This is a genomic window from Saccharospirillum mangrovi, from assembly GCF_003367315.1.
Lineage (GTDB): Bacteria > Pseudomonadota > Gammaproteobacteria > Pseudomonadales > Natronospirillaceae > Saccharospirillum > Saccharospirillum mangrovi.
In genome coordinates, this window is sequence record NZ_CP031415.1 from 3,300,115 (window position 1) to 3,317,228 (window position 17,114).

Genomic DNA, 17,114 nt, shown 5'->3' on the forward strand with positions numbered 1-17,114 from the left:
AAAACGCCGGAGTCGGAACTCCGGCGAGTAGAGCTTAAATAACCTTATTCCTGGTAATCAATGTAGCTGTGTTTTTCGTGACGGACGGTGGAAACAATCACCGCCACGGTCACGATAACCGACAGCACAAAGATGCCAAACACCACCGCCGGTTTATCGGCGAAGGTGAAGACGGCTTCTGCGCCGTCCCAACTGGTAATCGGGCTTGCCATATTTCAGTCTCCTTATGCAGTTACAGAACCGGCCATGCCGGGTTCACTTTTAGGTTGGCCCGCTGCCGGTACGGCTTCCGGATAGGCTTCCAACGGCACTTCAACCAGATCAAGGCCGGCAATTTCGGCTTTCGGCGGTACGCGCAGCACGCCGAATTTCGCCATGACATACGACAGCACAAAGCCCGGAATAAAGCCGAGCGCGGCCATCACACCGGCACTGGCTAACTGACCGAAGAAGCTGACATCCGGGCCGTTCACATTCGGGTAACCGGAGAAAATGCCCATGCTGACGATGCCGATTAAACCGCCGATGCCGTGCACGGAAAACGCACCGACTGCATCGTCGAGCTTGAAGCGTTTGGTGATGAATTTATCGGCCATCGGTGTCACGACACCGCCAATAATGCCGAGCAAAAATGCCAGCGGCGGGTAGTAAACATCCAGACCCGGAGCGGCCGAGAAAATACCGGCCAGCGCGCCTGACATCATCCAGAACGGCTGACGCGTAATGACGTACGAACCGATGATGCCACCGGAAAACGCCATCAGCGTATTGAAGCTGACCGACGACAAGGTGGTCGGGTTGCCGAAGATCGTCGTCCATTGCGCGCCGGTGTTGTAGATGATGCAGCCACCGAGGAAGCCGAAGAAACCGACGATGATCAACATCAGGCCGATGATGCTCATCGGTGCACTGTGGCCTTTGATCGGCACCACCGTGCCATCGGGCAGGAAGCGGCCGATGCGCGGACCGAGGTTGATGATCACACCCAGCGCAAAGAAGCCCGCGACCATGTGCACGCAGCCTGCGGCGCCGAAATCGTGGAAGCCCCATTGGGTGGTTAACCAGCCGTCCGGGTGCCAACCCCAGGCAGCGCCCAGAATCCACACGCCAGAACCGAGCACAATCGCCAGGATGATGAAGGCACTCATGCGAATGCGTTCAATCACCGCGCCAGAAAAAATTGAGGCGGTGGTGGCGGCGAACAACACGAAGGCGCCCCAGAAAATGCCGGTGCCGTTGTCGATCAGGTTTGGCCCCATCACCGACGACCAGGGAATGCCCCCGGCACCGGCTTCGAAATCGGGCGTAAAACCGCCATACATGGCGAGATAAATCCACCAGCCGAAAAAGAAAAAGGTGGGAATAATAAACGCGAACGCGAGGATGTTTTTCACCCCCGATGCCAAAGCATTTTTCAGTCGCGATGCGCCCATTTCATAAGCGAGAAATCCCGCGTGAATGATGACCATCAAACCCGTACACCACCAATAAAACACTTCCATATTGATGGTGCCGGACATCTCGATCATCGCCTGTAATTCTTCAGGGGATAGAGCCGTTGCCGTCATACCGGTTTCCTTTTTTTAGGTGAGACCAACGCCTTGCTTACAACCGACCCGGCGGACAAAGCAATAACCGCGCCCTGCAGCAAAAAAGGGTTACAAAGCAATGAGTTATTGACAGGAAACCGGAAAATGGCCGGCCCGCAGGCACTAAGGTGAACCCCGATCGAAAGGCCGTGGCCCGTTTCGGGTGCACAGCAGCGTAAGACGAGTTGTAAAGACGCACACAACGCCAGGTGACAGCAGCCCAGTTGGGGTGGCGATCATACGTCGATGCGCGCTGAGTGCTGCTTTGTGAAACGGTTCAACAATCTGGACGCTTAACCGGCCGTTGGCTATTCTCATTGGCCGTTGAACACTGAACGATGCCGGTCACTGTTCGAGCCCATTATGCCTTGCAGTCAGCCGCCAACCCTCGGGAGCCCGTCGCTCGATGAATTTGCTTTGGATACCGCTGTTAACCCTGATCGGCACAGTGGTTCCGCCGCTGACCATTCGCTTTGGTCGCAGTGCCTGTGCGTTTTTTACTGCTCTGCTGCCGGCAGCGGCGCTGGCGTTGGTGTTGTCCAACCTGCCGGCTGTCTACGCTGGGCAGACGCTGGTCTCCACCGTCGACTGGGTGCCGTTGCTTGGGCTTTCCGCCTCGGTGCATCTGGATGGTCTGGCGTTGCTGTTTGCCATTCTGGTGCTGGGCATCGGCCTGCTGATCATTCTCTACGCGCGTTATTACCTGTCTGAAAAAGATTCGATGGGCCGTTTCTACGCCTATCTGATTCTGTTTATGACCGCCATGCTCGGCATTGTGGTGTCGCACAACCTGATTCAGATGTGGGTGTTCTGGGAACTGACCAGTCTGTCGTCGTTCCTGCTGATCAGTTTCTGGCATCACAAAACCGAAGCGCGCAAAGGTGCGCGCATGGCGTTGACGGTAACCGGCATGGGCGGCCTGGCGTTGTTGGGCGGCGTCTTGTTGATTGGCAAGATCGTCGGCAGTTTTGAGCTCGGCGATGTGCTTGCCAGTGGCGATTTACTGCGTAATCACGCCGCTTATCCAATCATCATCGCGCTGGTGTTGCTCGGTGCCTTTACCAAGTCGGCGCAGTTCCCGTTTCATTTCTGGTTACCGCATGCGATGTCGGCACCGACGCCGGTCAGCGCTTACCTGCATTCGGCCACCATGGTCAAAGCCGGCATCTTTTTGATGGCGCGGTTTTACCCGGTGCTGGCCGGTACCGATTTGTGGTTTCTGGTGGTCAGTCTCACCGGTTTGTTGACCATGTTGCTCGGCGCTTACACCGCCTTGTTGAAACACGACTTAAAAGGCTTGCTGGCCTATTCGACCGTCAGCCATCTGGGTTTGATCACGCTGTTGCTCGGCATGGGTTCGGAACTCGCTGCGGTAGCAGCGGTATTCCACATCATCAACCACGCCGCTTTTAAAGCCTCGCTGTTTATGGCGGCCGGCATCATCGATCACGAATCCGGTTCGCGCGATATGCGTCAGTTGAACGGCCTGTGGAAATACATGCCGTACACGGCGACATTGGCGATGGTCGCGGCGGCGGCCATGGCGGGCGTGCCGTTATTGAACGGTTTCCTGTCGAAAGAAATGTTTTTTGCCGAAACGCTGCATCAAAGTTCACTCGGTTCGCTGAGTTGGATGATTCCGGTTTTAGCGACCATCGGCGCTGGTTTTTCGGTCGCTTATTCGCTGCGTTTTATTCACGATGTTTTCTTTAATGGCGAGCCCATCGACCTGCCGAAAACGCCGCACGAACCGCCGCGCTACATGCGCGTGCCGGTGGAAATTCTGGTGGCGCTTTGTTTGATGATCGGTATCTGGCCGGCATTGGTGGTGGGCGATTTATTGGCGGTGGCCTCGCAAGCGGTGGTCGGCAGTCACCACCTGCCGCATTACGGTTTGTACATCTGGCACGGTTTGAATCTGCCGTTATTAATGAGCGCCTTGGCAATGGCCGGCGGCGCTTATGTGTACATCAACCGGCACAAATTATTTCAGTTCCAGGCGCAGTTTCCGGAAGCCAACGCCAGCTTGTTGTTCGATGCTTTTATTAAAGGCGTGATGAAACGTTGTACCGCTTTGATGGCCTGGTTCGATAACGGTTCGCTGCAACGCTACACCTTCTGGTTAATCGTTCTGGCCTTGGTGTTGATGGGCGCACCGCTGCTCGATCTGAACACCACGGCCGGTTTGAAACCGCAGATTCCAATCGATGCCGTTATGCTCTCCGGTTCCGCGCTGCTGGCGTTCTGTTCGCTCGCTACCATCATCTGGCATCGCCAACGTTTGGTGGCGTTGTTGATGTTGTCGGTGGTGGGTTTGATTGTGTCGCTGGCGTTTGCGTTGTTCTCGGCGCCGGATCTGGCGTTGACGCAATTGTCGGTCGAAGTGGTCACCATCATTCTGTTGTTGCTGGCGTTGTATTTCCTGCCGCAAAACACGCCGAAGGAATCGACACCACGACGCGTAGCGCGTGACCTTTCGATTGCAGCTTTGATTGGCGGTGTTATCGGCACCCTGAACTACGCCTTGCTGACCCGGCCGCTGCAAAGCATTTCCGAATTTTTCCTGGAGCATGCCAAAGAAGGCGGTGGCGGCACCAACGTGGTCAACGTCATTCTGGTCGATTTCCGTGGCTTCGATACGCTCGGTGAAATCACCGTTTTGGGCATCGCGGCCCTGGGCATTTATAAACTGATTTCGCGCATGCGCCTGTTCAAACCAACCGGCGATTCCAGCGGCCGCCCCTGGGCCGAAGACAAACATCCGATGATGTTGTCGGTGATTTCTCAAGGCTTGTTGCCGTTGGCGTTGCTGGTGTCGATCTACATTTTCCTGCGCGGCCACAACATGCCAGGCGGCGGTTTTATTGCTGGTCTGATCACCTCGATTGCGCTGATTCAGCAATACATCGCCCACGGTGTGGACTGGATCAAAGACCGGCTGAAACTCGACTACCAGAAAGTCATCGGCAGCGGTTTGTTGATCGCCACCTTAACCGGCTTGGGTGCCTGGATCTGGAACCGCCCGTTCCTGACTTCCTGGCACGATTACCTCTACTGGCCGATTGTCGGCAAGTTCGAACTGGCCAGCGCTATGGCGTTTGACCTCGGCGTCTACCTGACCGTGGTCGGTGCGACCTTGCTGATCCTCGCCAACCTGGGCCAGCTCACCACCGGTGAGCGCGCCCGCGAGACGGAGCATCATTAAATGGAAGCGGTATTCGCCTTCTGCGTCGGTCTGCTGACCGCTTGCGGTGTCTTTCTGACGCTGCGCGGTCGCACCTTTCCGGTGGTGGTTGGTATCACTTTGTTGTCGTACGCGGTCAACCTGTTCCTGTTTTCCAGCGGCCGTCTGGTGATTAACGCCGCGCCCATTCTGGGCAACGGCCACTACACCGATCCGCTGCCGCAAGCGTTGGTGTTAACCGCCATCGTTATCGGCTTTGCGATGACCGCCTTCGTCGTCATTCTCGCCATTCGCGCCCGCGCCGATTTGGGGAACGACCACGTTGACGGCACCAATCCTCCGCACGAAGAGGAGGACAAACGGTGATGCAACATCTGCCCATTCTGCCCATTCTGATTCCGCTGCTGACCGGCACGCTGATGCTGTTGCCGCCGCTGGGCGGTGGCATTCGTCGTCAGCGCATCACCAACGTCATTGCGATGGTGGTGCTGATGATTGTCGCTTTCGCGCTGTTGCAACAAAGCTTGAGCCAAAGCCAGATTTACGTGCTCGGCGACTGGCAGCCGCCGTTTGGCATCATCCTGGTGGCCGACCGTTTGTCGGCGCTGCTGGTGTTGCTGACTTCCGTGCTGGCGTTCGGCGCCTTGCTGTATTCGCTCGCCGGTGACGACAACAAAGGCAAGTATTTCCACACGCTGTTTATGTATCAGTTGATGGGCATTAACGGCGCTTTTCTGACCGGCGACATCTTCAACCTGTTCGTGTTTTTCGAAGTCTTGTTGATCGCCTCGTACGCGTTGCTGATTCACGGCGGCGGTAAACAGAAAACCCAGGCGAGTGTGCATTACGTCAGTTTGAACTTAATCGGCTCGGCGTTCTTTCTGTTCGCGCTGGCAATTCTGTACGGCACGCTGGGCAGTTTGAACATGGCCGACATGGCGTTGCGCGTTGCCAATTTAACACCGAGCGCGCGCATTCTGGCGCACGCTGGTGTGTTGCTGTTGTTGCTGGTGTTCGGTTTGAAAACCGCCATGTTGCCGCTGCAATTCTGGTTGCCGCGCACCTATTCCGTTGCCAGTGCGCCGGTGGCGGCGCTGTTCGCCATCATGACCAAGGTCGGTATTTACGCCATCTTCCGGGTGCACACGGTGGTGTTTGGCGCGGGTGCCGGTGAACTCGCCTTTGTCGCCGTGCCGTGGATCTGGCCGCTGGCGATTGGCACCATCGTCGTCGCCACCGTCGGTGTGTTGGCGGCACCGACATTGCGTTTGTTGATCGCCAATCTGGTGCTGATTTCCGCCGGTACTTTGTTGCTGGCGATTGTGTTGTTGAATCCGCAGGCGTTTATCGCTGGCTTGTATTATCTGGTGCACACCACGCTGGTCACCGGCGCGTTGTTCCTGCTGGCGGATTTGATCGGCACTCAGCGCGGCCAGGCGTCGGACCGCTTTGTCGTGTCCCGGCCGATGGCGCAAGCGCCATTATTGGGCGCGCTCTTTATGGTGGCCGCTGTGACTGTGGTTGGCCTGCCGCCGTTGTCCGGATTTATCGGTAAGGCGCTGTTGCTGGAAGCGGCTGAAACTCCGGCTCAAATGGCCTGGGTATGGCCGACGATTTTGATCAGTTCGTTGCTGGTGTTGGTCGCCTTGTCGCGCGCTGGCACCAACTTATTCTGGCACTTGTCCGGCTCCAAACCGGGCACGGAAAAAGCCGCGCCGGTGCAATTGGCAGCGGTGATATTTTTGCTGGCGGCGTCGCCGTTGCTGGTGATATTCGGTGGCCCGGCGACCGATTTTGCCGCCGGGGCAGTGTCGCAAATGGAAGCCATCTACCCCGATGTGTTGCCACTGTTGGAAGGAGCGCACCGATGAGACGCCTCATTCCGCATCCTTATTTAAGTCTGATTCTGTTCGTCGTCTGGCTACTGCTGAGCAATTCCATCGTACCCGGCCACATTGTGCTGGCCGCTGTTTTTGCCGTGGTGATTCCGTTGCTGACGGCGCCGTTGCAGAACCCGCATCCGCCGTTGAAAAAACCGTTATTGGCGGCGCGTTACGTCTTGATGCTGATGTGGGACATCGTTGTCTCCAACGTTGAAGTGGCGATACAGGTGCTCGGACCGCTGCGCAAATTAAACCCGGGTTTTATCGTTATTCCGCTCGATACCCGTGAGGATTTGCCGATCACCTTGCTGGCGTCGAGCATTTCTTTAACGCCCGGCACGGTGAGTGTTGAGGTAGCGAAAGACCGCAGCCATCTGTACGTGCATGTGCTGAACCTGGACGACGAAGCCAAGACCGTCGCCGCCATCAAACAGCGCTATGAAAAACCGCTGAAGGAGATTTTCGGATGCTGACGCTGATCGTGCTGATTTGCTGCGCGCTGGTGGGCGTGGCATTGCTGCTGAATTTGTATCGGCTGATTCAGGGGCCGAGTGTGCTCGATCGCATCCTGGCGCTCGACACCATGTACATTAATTCCATCGCGCTGATTGTGTTGCTGGGTTTGTTCTTTGGCTCGCCGCTGTATTTTGAAGGCGCGCTTCTGATCGCCATGCTCGGCTTCGTCAGCACCGCTGCGTTGTGCAAATACTTGCTGCGCGGCGACATCATCGAATAACCCAAAGGGCTCGAGACGCTATGCATCCTGCCATTGAATGGACCGTCGTCGTCCTGCTGTTAATAGGCTCGGTATTTCTGCTGGTCGGCTCAGTCGGCCTGGCGCGGCTGCCGGATTTTTTCACCCGTCTGCACGCACCAACCAAAGCCTCGACGCTGGGCATTGGCGGCGTGTTGATCGCTTCCTGCCTGTATTTCAGCATCGAGCAGGACGGCCTGTCGGTGAAGGAACTGGTGATAACGCTGTTCCTGTTTATCACCGCGCCGATTACCGCGCACATGCTTGCCAAGGCGGCCTTGCATCAGGACAGCCCGCCGCTGGAGCGCACCCGCAACAGCGATTTAATGACGCCCGCGAAAGATCGCGAGAGCCCTTAACAAATGAGATTGTACTGAAATGGACGCAACGGTCTGGCTGTGGATTGGGGCCATTATCGCCGCCGGTTTGGGCGTTGGTTCATTTTTTATTGGCTGTTTGTTTGCGCTGATTATTGCGCTGGGCAACAAGCATTACGTCTGGGGAATCTGCGGTTTTATTTTTCTGCCCGTTACCGTGCTGTACACCTTGCGGCACCGTAACGACGCCACTCGATTTTGTGCCCGCTTTCAATGGGCGGGCATCGCGATAGTGGCGTTATTGCTGATTCCCTATTACCGCTTTATGGTCTGAATCCACCTCAGACTTTCTTAACGAATTCCGACTTAAGCTTCATCGCGCCGATGCCGTCGATCTTACAATCGATGTCGTGATCGCCGTCCACCAGACGAATGTTTTTCACCTTGGTGCCGACCTTCACCACGGACGATGAACCTTTCACTTTTAAATCTTTGATGACCGTGACGGTATCGCCGTCGGTCAGACGCTGGCCGTTGGCGTCGGTGATGATTCGTTCATCGCTGGCAGCCGATTCTTCTGTACCCGACCATTCGTGGCCGCACTCCGGGCACACCCAAAGACCGCGATCCTGATAACTGAACTGGCCCTGGCATTGCGGGCAGGCTGGGATGTCGCTCACCGGATACTCCTTATTAACACTGAAAACGCCGGGTTATTAACGCTGAAAAAGCCGGGCCGACTGGCCCGGGTGAGCGACTATAACTCAACTGGGGAGGAAAAAGTTGCCGATCAGGCCGCCGCGCGGCGCTGACGCAACATCAGCGTGGGCAGCATGGTCAGCAAAAACAGCAGACCGACCAGCATAAAACTGTCGCGATAGCCGTGAATGTTGCTCTGCACGTAGACCATTTGTCCGAGGAAACTCATGGCGCCATAGGCTTGGGCGTCGCCACTCAAACCCGCCTGCGTCAGCACGCCCGACACCTGACCGATCAGCTCAGTGGTCGAGCTGTTCGCGGTGGTTTGCGCCGCCGCCAGATGGTGGGCGTACACCTGAGTGCGAGTGCTCAAATACAGCGTCAGCAGGTTTACACCAAAGGCGCTGCCCAACTGGCGGATAAAGTTGATCGCGCCCGTGCCCTGGCCGACCAGCGCCAGCGGCAGGGCTTTCAACGCACCGGCGTTGAGGCTGGGCATGATGAAACCCAGGCCGACGCGGCCGATCAGCGTCCACCAGGCCAGTTGCCAGAACGAAGTGCCGCCATCGATGTTCGCCAGCAAAATCGACGACAGCGCAAACAACGCCAGCCCGGCCAGAATGGTGATGTGCGCCGGCACCCGGTCGGACAAGCGGCCGGCGATCGGAAACACCACGCCCATCGCAAGGCCGGCCGGCATCAGCAACAGGCCCGACAGCGTTGGCGTGTAGCCCTGAATGGTCTGCACAAAGAGCGGCACCAGAAAGGTCGAGCCGAACAGACCGGCGCCGAAAATAAACGAAATCAGCGCGGCCGCAGCGTAGACCGGATGAGTGAACAACTGAAAATTCAGCAGCGGTGCCGCAGCGGTCAGTTCACGGATAAAGAAGCCCGCTGCAGCCAGAACGGCCAGCGTGAACTCAATCAAAATGATGTCGGACGTCCAGCCGTCGCGCGAACCGTTCGACAGCGCCGTCAGCAGGAACACCAAAAAGGCGATCATCAAGCCGAAGCCGACCCAATCGAAGCGTTTGATGGCGTCGTCGGTCATGCGGCCGGGCATGTACAACAGCCCCATAAAGACACCGGCAACGCAGAACGGCAGTGGCATAAAGAAGATGTAACGCCAGCTGAAGCTGTCGATCATGATGCCGCCGAGCGTCGGGCCAAGCGCCGGTGCCAGCACCACGCCGATGGCGTAAATGCCCATCGCTGAGCCGCGTTTTTCCGGCGGGAATACCTGAAAGATCGTCTGCATGGCGAGCGGTTGCAGCACGCCGGCGGCCGCGCCTTGTAAGATGCGCGCCAGAATCAGCACGCCACTGGTCGGTGCCAGACCGCCGACAATCGACGCCGCGGTAAACAACGCAACCGAAGCCAGATAGGTGAAGCGCTGGCCGAACGAATCGACCATCCAGGCGTTGACCAGCATGGTGCCGGTCATGGCGGCGAGGAAGCCAGTCGATAGCAACTGCGCCTGATCCTGGCCCATGCCGAGCGCGCCCATGATGTCGGGCAACGCCACGTTGACGATGGTCGCGGTCAGAATGGTGGCGATGGTGCCCATCATCACCGTGGCCGTAACCAGCCAGCGATAGCCCGGACCGTGGCGTTCGAACCGGGCCGCCAGACTGTCGGGTGCGCCCTTAGCCACCGGTGCGGGCCTCCACTTCGACCATCATGCCCGGCTTCAGCAAACCATCGACCTGATCGATGGCAATGCGCACCGGCAAGCGCTGCCCGACCTTGGTGAAATTGCCGCTCGGGTTGGGGCTGGGCAGCAGCGCGAATTCGCTGGTCGCCGCCTGGCCGACCGCTTCCACCCGGCCTGTAAACACGCGACCCGGCAGGGCATCGACCGTCACCTGAACCGCCTTGCCGAGCGTGAAATAACGGATGTCGGTTTCTTTAACGTTGGCATCTACCCGCACCCGCGCCGGATCGTGCACCAGCACCAGACGTTGGCCGGGCGATACAAACTCGGCGTTATCGACAAAGATCTGATCGATCACGCCGTTCACCGGCATGGTGACGTTGTGATCGTCCAGCGCCAGTTCCGCGCGTTGGCGCTGAATGCGCAGTTGGTTTTCTTCCGGTGCCAGTTCGGCCAACTGGCGTTGCAGCACGGTGAGTTCTTCGCGGCTGGCGGTCAGTTGCGTTAAAGCCGCTTGGGCGCTTTCGACATCGGCCTCGGCGGTCTGCACTTGCTGACGCGCGGTTTCCAGCGCCAACCGGGCCTGATCGAGACTTTCGTGCGTGACGACACCTTGCGGTGCCAGGCGCTCGGCGCGCTCATCGTCCGACTCGGCCTGAGCCAGATGCGCACGCGCCGTGGCAAGGTTCGCCTGAGCGGCACGAATGCGCGCGCGCTGCGCGTCCAGACTGGCCTGGGTCTGGTGGTCGGTCAGGCTGATGCGCGCTTCCATTTCCTCGCGGCGGGCTTGCAGGCCAGCCAGTTGCGCTTCCAGGCCGGCAACGTTCAAGGCGCTGTCGCGATCATCAAGCGTTGCCAGCACCGCGCCCGCGGCGATGCGTTCACCCTGGGCGGCGTTCAGGGCAGTAACACGCCCGGCCACGCGGCTGCTGACCGAAATCATATCGGCGGCAATGCGCGCATCGGCCACGCTGACGTGGGTGAATTGCTGGAACAGCCAATAACCGGCACCGACAACAACGACAACACCGGCGCTCGCCAACACCAAGGGGCGACGACGCCGAACCGAAACAGTGTCCGCTTCAGACATGGGGGTTTTCTCCTGAGGGCAATAACGCCACCTCCTCCAAACGCTCGGCGAGGCGACTAAAAACGGTTAAGCAATGAAGGATGTCTTCCGGATCGATACCGACGAACAATTGCGCCCGAATGCTGCGCGAGGCCTCCTGTATCTGCGCCAGCGCCGGTTCCGCTTTGGCGGTTAAATGAACCGTTTTGGCGCGGCGGTCGTCCAGCGTCGGGCGACGTTCGACCAGCCCTTCCAACTCCAGCGAGTCGAGGCTGCGTACCAGCGTTGGCCCCTGAACGAACAGGCGTTCGGCCAGTTCTTTCTGTCGCAGCGGCTGTTCGGCGCGCTTGAGCACCAGCAAAATCTGCCAGCGCGATTCGGTCAGGCCGTAAGGCTGCAAGCGCCGGTCGAGCTCGGCGCGCCAGCGACGCGCCACCTGACCAATACTGCGGCCCAGCTGTTCCTGGAGATCGGCGGGATTTTGGACGGGCTGAGGCATAACGACGGGCCGGCTGACATGGGAGCGCCATCCTAATCAGCAATTAGATAGTTAGCTATCTATCTAAAGTCACAAAACGGCGTATGGCACCGTCACGCCAGGCGGACAGCGGGTAGCTTCAGTAAACGGGAAACGATGGTTGGTGTGAGGTCAGAATGCCTGGCGAATGCGCGGCAGCAGATCGGCGCTGGCGGTAACTTCACCGAACTCGTAGGCAAAGGTGGTCAGCGCCACCTTTTGCACCTCGGCGGCGGAGACCGCACCGAAACCCAAATCCGGGTACGGCATGGCGGCGTTGGCGTCGCTGACGACGATCACCTTGTATTCGCGGTGCACCGCATCGCGGATGGTGGTGTCGCAACAAACGTTGGTAACGGTGCCGCAGACGATCAACGTATCGACATCGTGGGCGCGCAGCACCGTATCGAGATCGGTGTTGTGGAAACCGCTGTAGAAAAGTTTGTCGACCACCACATCGCCCGCTTTCGGTGTAAGGGCGTCGATAATGTTGACCTGGGGATTGTCGCGCGCCAGCACCGAATCGACATCCGGATACAGATCGCGCATGCGGCCGCTGTCGCGACCATCGCCACGCAGCACATGGCGCAGATAAATGACCGGCATAGACTGGGCGCGGCAGGCGTCGGCCAGTGCCTGAATGGGCGCAACAACGGCGTCGGTGGACGGCACATAGAGCGCGCCGTCCGGCTCGCAAAACACCCGCTGCATATCGACGATGATCAGCGCCGTGCGTTGTCGAACAATCGGCCAGGGCTGCGCTAATGTCGGCATAACGTTTCCAACCCCGGCTAGATGCGTTCTTCGCGAATAAACGGACTGCCCAACGCGCCGGGCTGGCTGTTGCTGTCGCGCTTGCTGAGCGCCACCCACACCATCACCGCCAGCGTAATCAGGTACGGCGCCATAAACACAAAATACTGCGACAGCTTGATGCCCGACGCCGCCAACTGCGGAATCAACGCTTCAATGCAGCCAAACAGAATGGCACCGGCCAGCGCTCTCCACGGCGACCAGCGCGCAAAAATCACCAGCGCCACGGCAATCCAACCGCGACCGCCGGTCATGTTGGCGATCCACAATTTAGTGCTGAGCACAGAAATAAACGCGCCGGCCAGACCAATCAACGCACCGCCCATCAAGATGGCCGCGAGCCGATAGCCCAACACCGGAATGCCCGCCGCGTCAGCCGCCTGCGGGTTTTCACCGACGGCGCGCAAACGCAAACCGGCGGTGGTGCGATACAGCGCCCAAACACAGAGCAAAAAAATCAGCGGCGTTAAATACACCACGGCGTTCTGAATAAAGATGCGGCCAATGATCGGCAGATCAGACAACCCCCACACCGCAAACTCACTCAAGCCCGGCACCGGCTTATTCACCCAGCCAAACTGACTGCCGACCAAGGTGCTCAAACCCTGACAGAAAAACACCAGCACCAAGCCGGAAATCACCTGGTTGATGCGCATCACCAACACCATCAACGCAAACAACAGCGACACCACGCTGGCGGCGAACATGGCGGCCAATAACGCCAGCGGCGTATTGCCCACAGTGAGATAAGCGCCGATGCCAATCACCGCGCCGACCAACATCAAACCTTCGGCACCCAGCGCCAGCACGCCGGATTTTTCGATAACGATCAAACCCAACGCCGCCAACGCAAAGGGCACGGCGAACTCGGGCGTGTTGCCCAGCCAACTGCTGATCAAGGTCATGCTCAATCACCTCCCTGAATGCGACGAATGCGGTGACGAATAAAGAAATCGGACGAGGCCACACAGATCACCAGCACCGCCTGAATCAACTGCACCATGGCGAACGGAATCTGGTAGAACACCTGCAAGCTGCGACCGGCAACAAACAAGGTCGCAATCAACAAGGCCGCACAGGTGGCGGCGATGGGGTTATTACGCGCCAGAAAGGCGATCAGGATGCCGGAGAAACCGTAACCGACGTAGAACGAATGCGTCAGTCGGCCTTCCTGCCCGGCGGCGACCATTAAACCGGCAAGCCCGGCGAGCGCACCGGAAAACAACACCGTCAGAAAAATAATGCGCGCCGTCGGCACCCCAAGCGCCTGCGCCACACGCGGGCTTTGATCGACGAAACGCAGATACAAACCCGCACGCGACAAGCTGATAAACCAGAACACCACCAACGCAATGACCAACGCCAACGGGATCGACAAACTGACGCCGCCGAACACATCCGGCAGCAATTCAAAGACTTCAAATTTGGGCGAATAAGGAAAGGCGTCTTTCGGATCTTTCCAGGCGCCGTACATTAAATGCAGCAAAAAATTGATGGCGACGTAATTGAGCATCAGCGTCGACACAATTTCATTCACGCCGAGTTTTAAGCGCAACAAAACCGGCAACACCGCCCACAGTAATCCGCACACCAGCGCCGCTACGATCATCAACGGCAAACGCATCGACGGCGTGCCTACTTCCCAGATGGTGATGGCCGTCGCGCCGATGGCGCCGAAAATCATCTGCCCTTCCAAACCCAGATTCCAAAAGCGCGCACGAAACGCCAGACAACCGGCCAGGCCAACCAGAATGAGCGGCGACGCCTGGAAAATAACCGATTGCAAACTTTGCGCATCGAGCAAGGTGTAGAGCACAAATTCATTGAGCAACTCGCCAGCCGGAACACCGGCGGCCACCAGAATGGCACCGGAAATAAACAGCCCGACCAGTAACGACACCGCAAGAATAATCGCCTGCCAATACCAGGCCATTTGTTGACGAATTTCGAGTGCGAATTTGTAGCTGAGCAGTGGACGTTTTACAGCGGTTTCAAACATGATTCACCATGGCCTGACCAATGGCCTGCCGATCGGCCGGCTGAGAAAATTCGGCCACAATGCGGCCAGCGGACATGACGCCGATGCGATCGGCCAGCGCCAGAACTTCATCCAGATCTTCGCTGATCAGCAACACCGCCGCGCCCTGATCGCGCGCTTTTTTTAAGCGCTCACGCACCGCCAGCGTGGCTTTGACATCAAGCCCACGGCTGGGGCTGTGCGCCAACACCAGAATCGGTGGTTTATTGAATTCGCGTGCGATAACGAGCTTCTGGGCATTGCCGCCCGAGAGCAGCGCCGCCTTCTGTTTTTGCGAGCGCACGCCTTGCACATCAAATTGCAGCACGGCGCTTTCTGCGGCTTTTTCAATAGCGCCGCGACGCAACCACCAGACCGAACCGTAAGCGCCGGAATGAATGTCGCCCATGGCAAAGTTATCGGCTATCGACAACGGCCCGGCCAGCGCCGCACCGTAACGGTCGGCCGGAATAGCGGCGATGCCAAGCTGGCGACGCCGCGCTGCACTGAGTTCAGACAACGCACCTTCGCCGACCAATTCAACCGTGCCATTAACCGCTTCGGGCAAACCCATCAAGACATTCGCCAGTTCACTTTGGCCGTTGCCACCAACGCCAGCGATGCCGTAAATCTCACCGCGATGCAGCGTTAAATTCACACCGTTTAATGGCGGATGTCCGCCGCTGACCCGGCTAACCAGATGTTCAATTTTCAATAAGGCTTCGCCCGGCATGGCGGCTTGTGTTACCGCATCGCTGCGCGCGGCCGATTCACCGACGGTGAGTTTCACCAACTCATCCACCGACACCGCATCGGGTTTCAAACGGGTAATGGTTTGGCCGGCGCGCATGATGGTCACCTGATCGGCGTAGCGCAGCACGTCGTTCATTTTGTGCGTCACTAAAATTACCGCCGCGCCTTCACGCGCCAACCCTTGCACCGTGGTCAGCAAACGTTCGGCTTCGTCTTCGGTGAGTACGGCGGTGGGTTCGTCGAGAATTAACACTTTGGCGCCGGCGAGCAGCACTTTGACGATTTCGACGCGTTGTTGTTCGGCAATCGACAGCCGGCTGATGCGCGCTTTGGGGTCGATATTAAAACCGAGTTTTTCCGCCATGGCCCGGATATCGTCCGAGACCTGGCGCAGCCGCTGGCGATGCCAGCCGCTGCGTTGCTGGTGGCCGAGATTGAGCAAAATATTCTCGGCCACGGTAAAGGGGGTGACCAGCTTGAAGTGCTGGTGCACCATGCCGATGCCGAGCTGAGCGGCCTGCTTCGGCCCTTTCAGCTCGACGGCATTGTCGTCGATAAACAGCGATCCGCCTTCCGGACCGTAGAGCCCCGCTGCGATGTTCATCAGCGAGGATTTTCCGGCGCCGTTTTCGCCCAGCAGCGCGTGGACTTCACCCCATTTGGCGGTGAAGTCGGCGTTCACCAGCGCGCGGAAACCGTCGAATGTCTTGCTGACGCCGGTCAGCTGGATCGCGTTTGGATTCATTGCTGAGTGATCACTCCGTCGACAAACCAATCCATTTGCCACAGATCGCCATCGGACACCGTCTCGCCTTCGGCGGCGATGAGGTTTCCGTTCTGATCGGACAATGGACCGGCGTAGATGTCGAGTTCGCCATTCAACAGTTTTTCCCGCGCCGCCATGATCTTGGCTTCTTCTTCGGCATCAACGCCTGGGCCACAGCAAGCGATATCGGTGCCGCCTTCCTGCATCGACAACAACGCGCCATACGGGCTTGGCTGCCAGTCACCGGCGAAGATTTTTTCCAGCTCGGCTTTCAGGAAACGATCCCACACCCAGACCGACGAACAGACAGTGGCTTCGGGCGCGAACTCACGGAAGTCGCGGTGGTGGCCGGTGCCGCGAACGCCGTTTTCCTGGGCGACCAATTGCGGCGTCGGGGTATCGACGTGCTGACCGATGACATCTGCACCCTGGTCGATTAACGCCTGAGTCGCAGCGCGTTCTTTGATCGGATCGTTCCAGGCGCCGGTGTAAACGACGGTGACGGTCGCATCCGGATTCATTTCACGCGCGCCCATGGCGTAAGCGTTGATGGTCCAGTTCACCTGGCCGAACGGGTTGGCGGCAACGAAGCCGAGTTTGCCGGTCGGTGAGGCTGCGCCGGCGGCCATGCCACACAGATATTGGCTTTCGTAAGTACGGCCGTAGAACGACAGCAGGTTATCGCTGTTGGTGGTGCCGGAACCGTTCAGGAAAGCGACGTCCGGATATTCTTCGGCCAGCGCGCCAAAGGTATCGGAATAACCATAGGCGGTACCGATGATGATGTTGGCGCCGCGCTGAATCAGTCGCGCTACAGCCGGGCGAATGGCCGAGGCAGTTTCCGGTACGCTTTCGACGTACTGAATTTTCACATCCAGTTCGTCTTCAAGTTTCTGACGGGCTTCATCGAACGCCTGCGTCCAGCCACCGTCATTCGTCGGCGAGATGTACAGCATGGCTATTTTCGGTTCGCCGCTGAGGCTGAAGCCATCGGCGTAACTCAGACTGACCAGGCCAGCAACGCCAGCCAGCACCAGAGCGGCGCGGGTAATGATGTTTCTCATGGGAACGTCCTTTGGGCGGTTTTTTTTGGGTTGGC

Annotated in this window: 18 protein-coding genes; 7 read left to right on the plus strand and 11 right to left on the minus strand. The window is 58.3% G+C overall.

Going from position 1 to position 17,114, the window contains the following annotated elements; translation table 11 throughout:
• Window positions 1-44: 44 nt before the first annotated feature.
• Window positions 45-212, minus strand: coding sequence for a hypothetical protein (locus DW349_RS17475; protein ID WP_198650399.1), 168 nt, complete (start codon window positions 210-212; stop codon window positions 45-47).
• Window positions 213-224: 12 nt separating this feature from the next.
• The gene (locus DW349_RS15410; RefSeq protein ID WP_108124074.1) at window positions 225-1,568 is read right to left on the minus strand and encodes an ammonium transporter; all 1,344 of its coding nucleotides are present in this window, start codon (window positions 1,566-1,568) and stop codon (window positions 225-227) included.
• Window positions 1,569-1,995: 427 nt separating this feature from the next.
• Between DW349_RS15410 and DW349_RS15415 the strand changes: the two genes are divergently transcribed.
• From DW349_RS15415 to DW349_RS15445, 7 genes are read left to right on the plus strand one after another with little or no spacing between them, the layout of a single operon-like run.
• The gene (locus DW349_RS15415; RefSeq protein WP_108124075.1) at window positions 1,996-4,794 is read left to right on the plus strand and encodes a monovalent cation/H+ antiporter subunit A; all 2,799 of its coding nucleotides are present in this window, start codon (window positions 1,996-1,998) and stop codon (window positions 4,792-4,794) included.
• Entirely contained in the window at window positions 4,795-5,139 is a 345-nt protein-coding gene (locus DW349_RS15420; protein WP_108124076.1) for a Na+/H+ antiporter subunit C, read from the plus strand. It abuts the gene before it with no gap.
• Complete coding sequence (locus tag DW349_RS15425; RefSeq protein ID WP_108124077.1) at window positions 5,139-6,644, plus strand: monovalent cation/H+ antiporter subunit D; 1,506 nt, start codon at window positions 5,139-5,141, stop codon at window positions 6,642-6,644. Before DW349_RS15420 ends, DW349_RS15425 begins: the two co-directional genes overlap by 1 nt.
• Window positions 6,641-7,129 (plus strand): Na+/H+ antiporter subunit E, encoded by a 489-nt coding sequence (locus DW349_RS15430; protein WP_108124078.1) that lies wholly within the window; start codon window positions 6,641-6,643, stop codon window positions 7,127-7,129. The genes DW349_RS15425 and DW349_RS15430 overlap by 4 nt, the downstream gene beginning before the upstream one ends.
• On the plus strand, window positions 7,123-7,392 hold the full coding sequence (locus tag DW349_RS15435; RefSeq protein WP_108124079.1) for a K+/H+ antiporter subunit F: 270 nt from the start codon (window positions 7,123-7,125) through the stop codon (window positions 7,390-7,392). Before DW349_RS15430 ends, DW349_RS15435 begins: the two co-directional genes overlap by 7 nt.
• Window positions 7,393-7,412: 20 nt before the next feature.
• Window positions 7,413-7,769 carry a Na+/H+ antiporter subunit G gene (locus DW349_RS15440; RefSeq protein WP_108124080.1) on the plus strand — a complete coding sequence of 119 codons (357 nt, stop codon included), beginning with the start codon at window positions 7,413-7,415 and terminating at the stop codon, window positions 7,767-7,769.
• A 19-nt stretch (window positions 7,770-7,788) separates the two neighbouring features.
• Window positions 7,789-8,061 carry a hypothetical protein gene (locus DW349_RS15445; protein ID WP_108124081.1) on the plus strand — a complete coding sequence of 91 codons (273 nt, stop codon included), beginning with the start codon at window positions 7,789-7,791 and terminating at the stop codon, window positions 8,059-8,061.
• Window positions 8,062-8,068: 7 nt separating this feature from the next.
• Here DW349_RS15445 and DW349_RS15450 read toward each other — a convergent pair whose 3' ends face one another.
• The 9 genes from DW349_RS15450 to DW349_RS15490 form a co-directional block, all read right to left on the minus strand.
• Window positions 8,069-8,407, minus strand: a complete 339-nt coding sequence (locus DW349_RS15450) for a zinc ribbon domain-containing protein YjdM (protein WP_108124082.1) — start codon at window positions 8,405-8,407, stop codon at window positions 8,069-8,071.
• Window positions 8,408-8,517: 110 nt separating this feature from the next.
• Entirely contained in the window at window positions 8,518-10,080 is a 1,563-nt protein-coding gene (locus tag DW349_RS15455; protein WP_198650400.1) for a DHA2 family efflux MFS transporter permease subunit, read from the minus strand.
• Entirely contained in the window at window positions 10,073-11,170 is a 1,098-nt protein-coding gene (locus DW349_RS15460; protein ID WP_108124083.1) for an HlyD family secretion protein, read from the minus strand. Before DW349_RS15460 ends, DW349_RS15455 begins: the two co-directional genes overlap by 8 nt.
• Window positions 11,163-11,648, minus strand: coding sequence for a MarR family winged helix-turn-helix transcriptional regulator (locus DW349_RS15465; RefSeq protein WP_108124084.1), 486 nt, complete (start codon window positions 11,646-11,648; stop codon window positions 11,163-11,165). The genes DW349_RS15460 and DW349_RS15465 overlap by 8 nt, the downstream gene beginning before the upstream one ends.
• Before the next feature lie 150 nt (window positions 11,649-11,798).
• Window positions 11,799-12,440: an isochorismatase family protein gene (locus DW349_RS15470; RefSeq protein ID WP_108124085.1), complete on the minus strand. Its 642-nt coding sequence runs from the start codon at window positions 12,438-12,440 to the stop codon at window positions 11,799-11,801.
• A 17-nt stretch (window positions 12,441-12,457) separates the two neighbouring features.
• Window positions 12,458-13,384 carry an ABC transporter permease gene (locus tag DW349_RS15475; protein WP_108124086.1) on the minus strand — a complete coding sequence of 309 codons (927 nt, stop codon included), beginning with the start codon at window positions 13,382-13,384 and terminating at the stop codon, window positions 12,458-12,460.
• 2 nt (window positions 13,385-13,386) lie between these two features.
• A complete protein-coding gene (locus tag DW349_RS15480; RefSeq protein ID WP_108124087.1) occupies window positions 13,387-14,478 on the minus strand; it encodes an ABC transporter permease in 1,092 nt (363 codons plus the stop codon).
• On the minus strand, window positions 14,471-15,994 hold the full coding sequence (locus DW349_RS15485) for an ABC transporter ATP-binding protein (RefSeq protein ID WP_108124088.1): 1,524 nt from the start codon (window positions 15,992-15,994) through the stop codon (window positions 14,471-14,473). Before DW349_RS15485 ends, DW349_RS15480 begins: the two co-directional genes overlap by 8 nt.
• Window positions 15,991-17,079 carry a BMP family ABC transporter substrate-binding protein gene (locus DW349_RS15490; protein WP_108124089.1) on the minus strand — a complete coding sequence of 363 codons (1,089 nt, stop codon included), beginning with the start codon at window positions 17,077-17,079 and terminating at the stop codon, window positions 15,991-15,993. The genes DW349_RS15485 and DW349_RS15490 overlap by 4 nt, the downstream gene beginning before the upstream one ends.
• Between the last annotated feature and the right edge of the window lie 35 nt (window positions 17,080-17,114).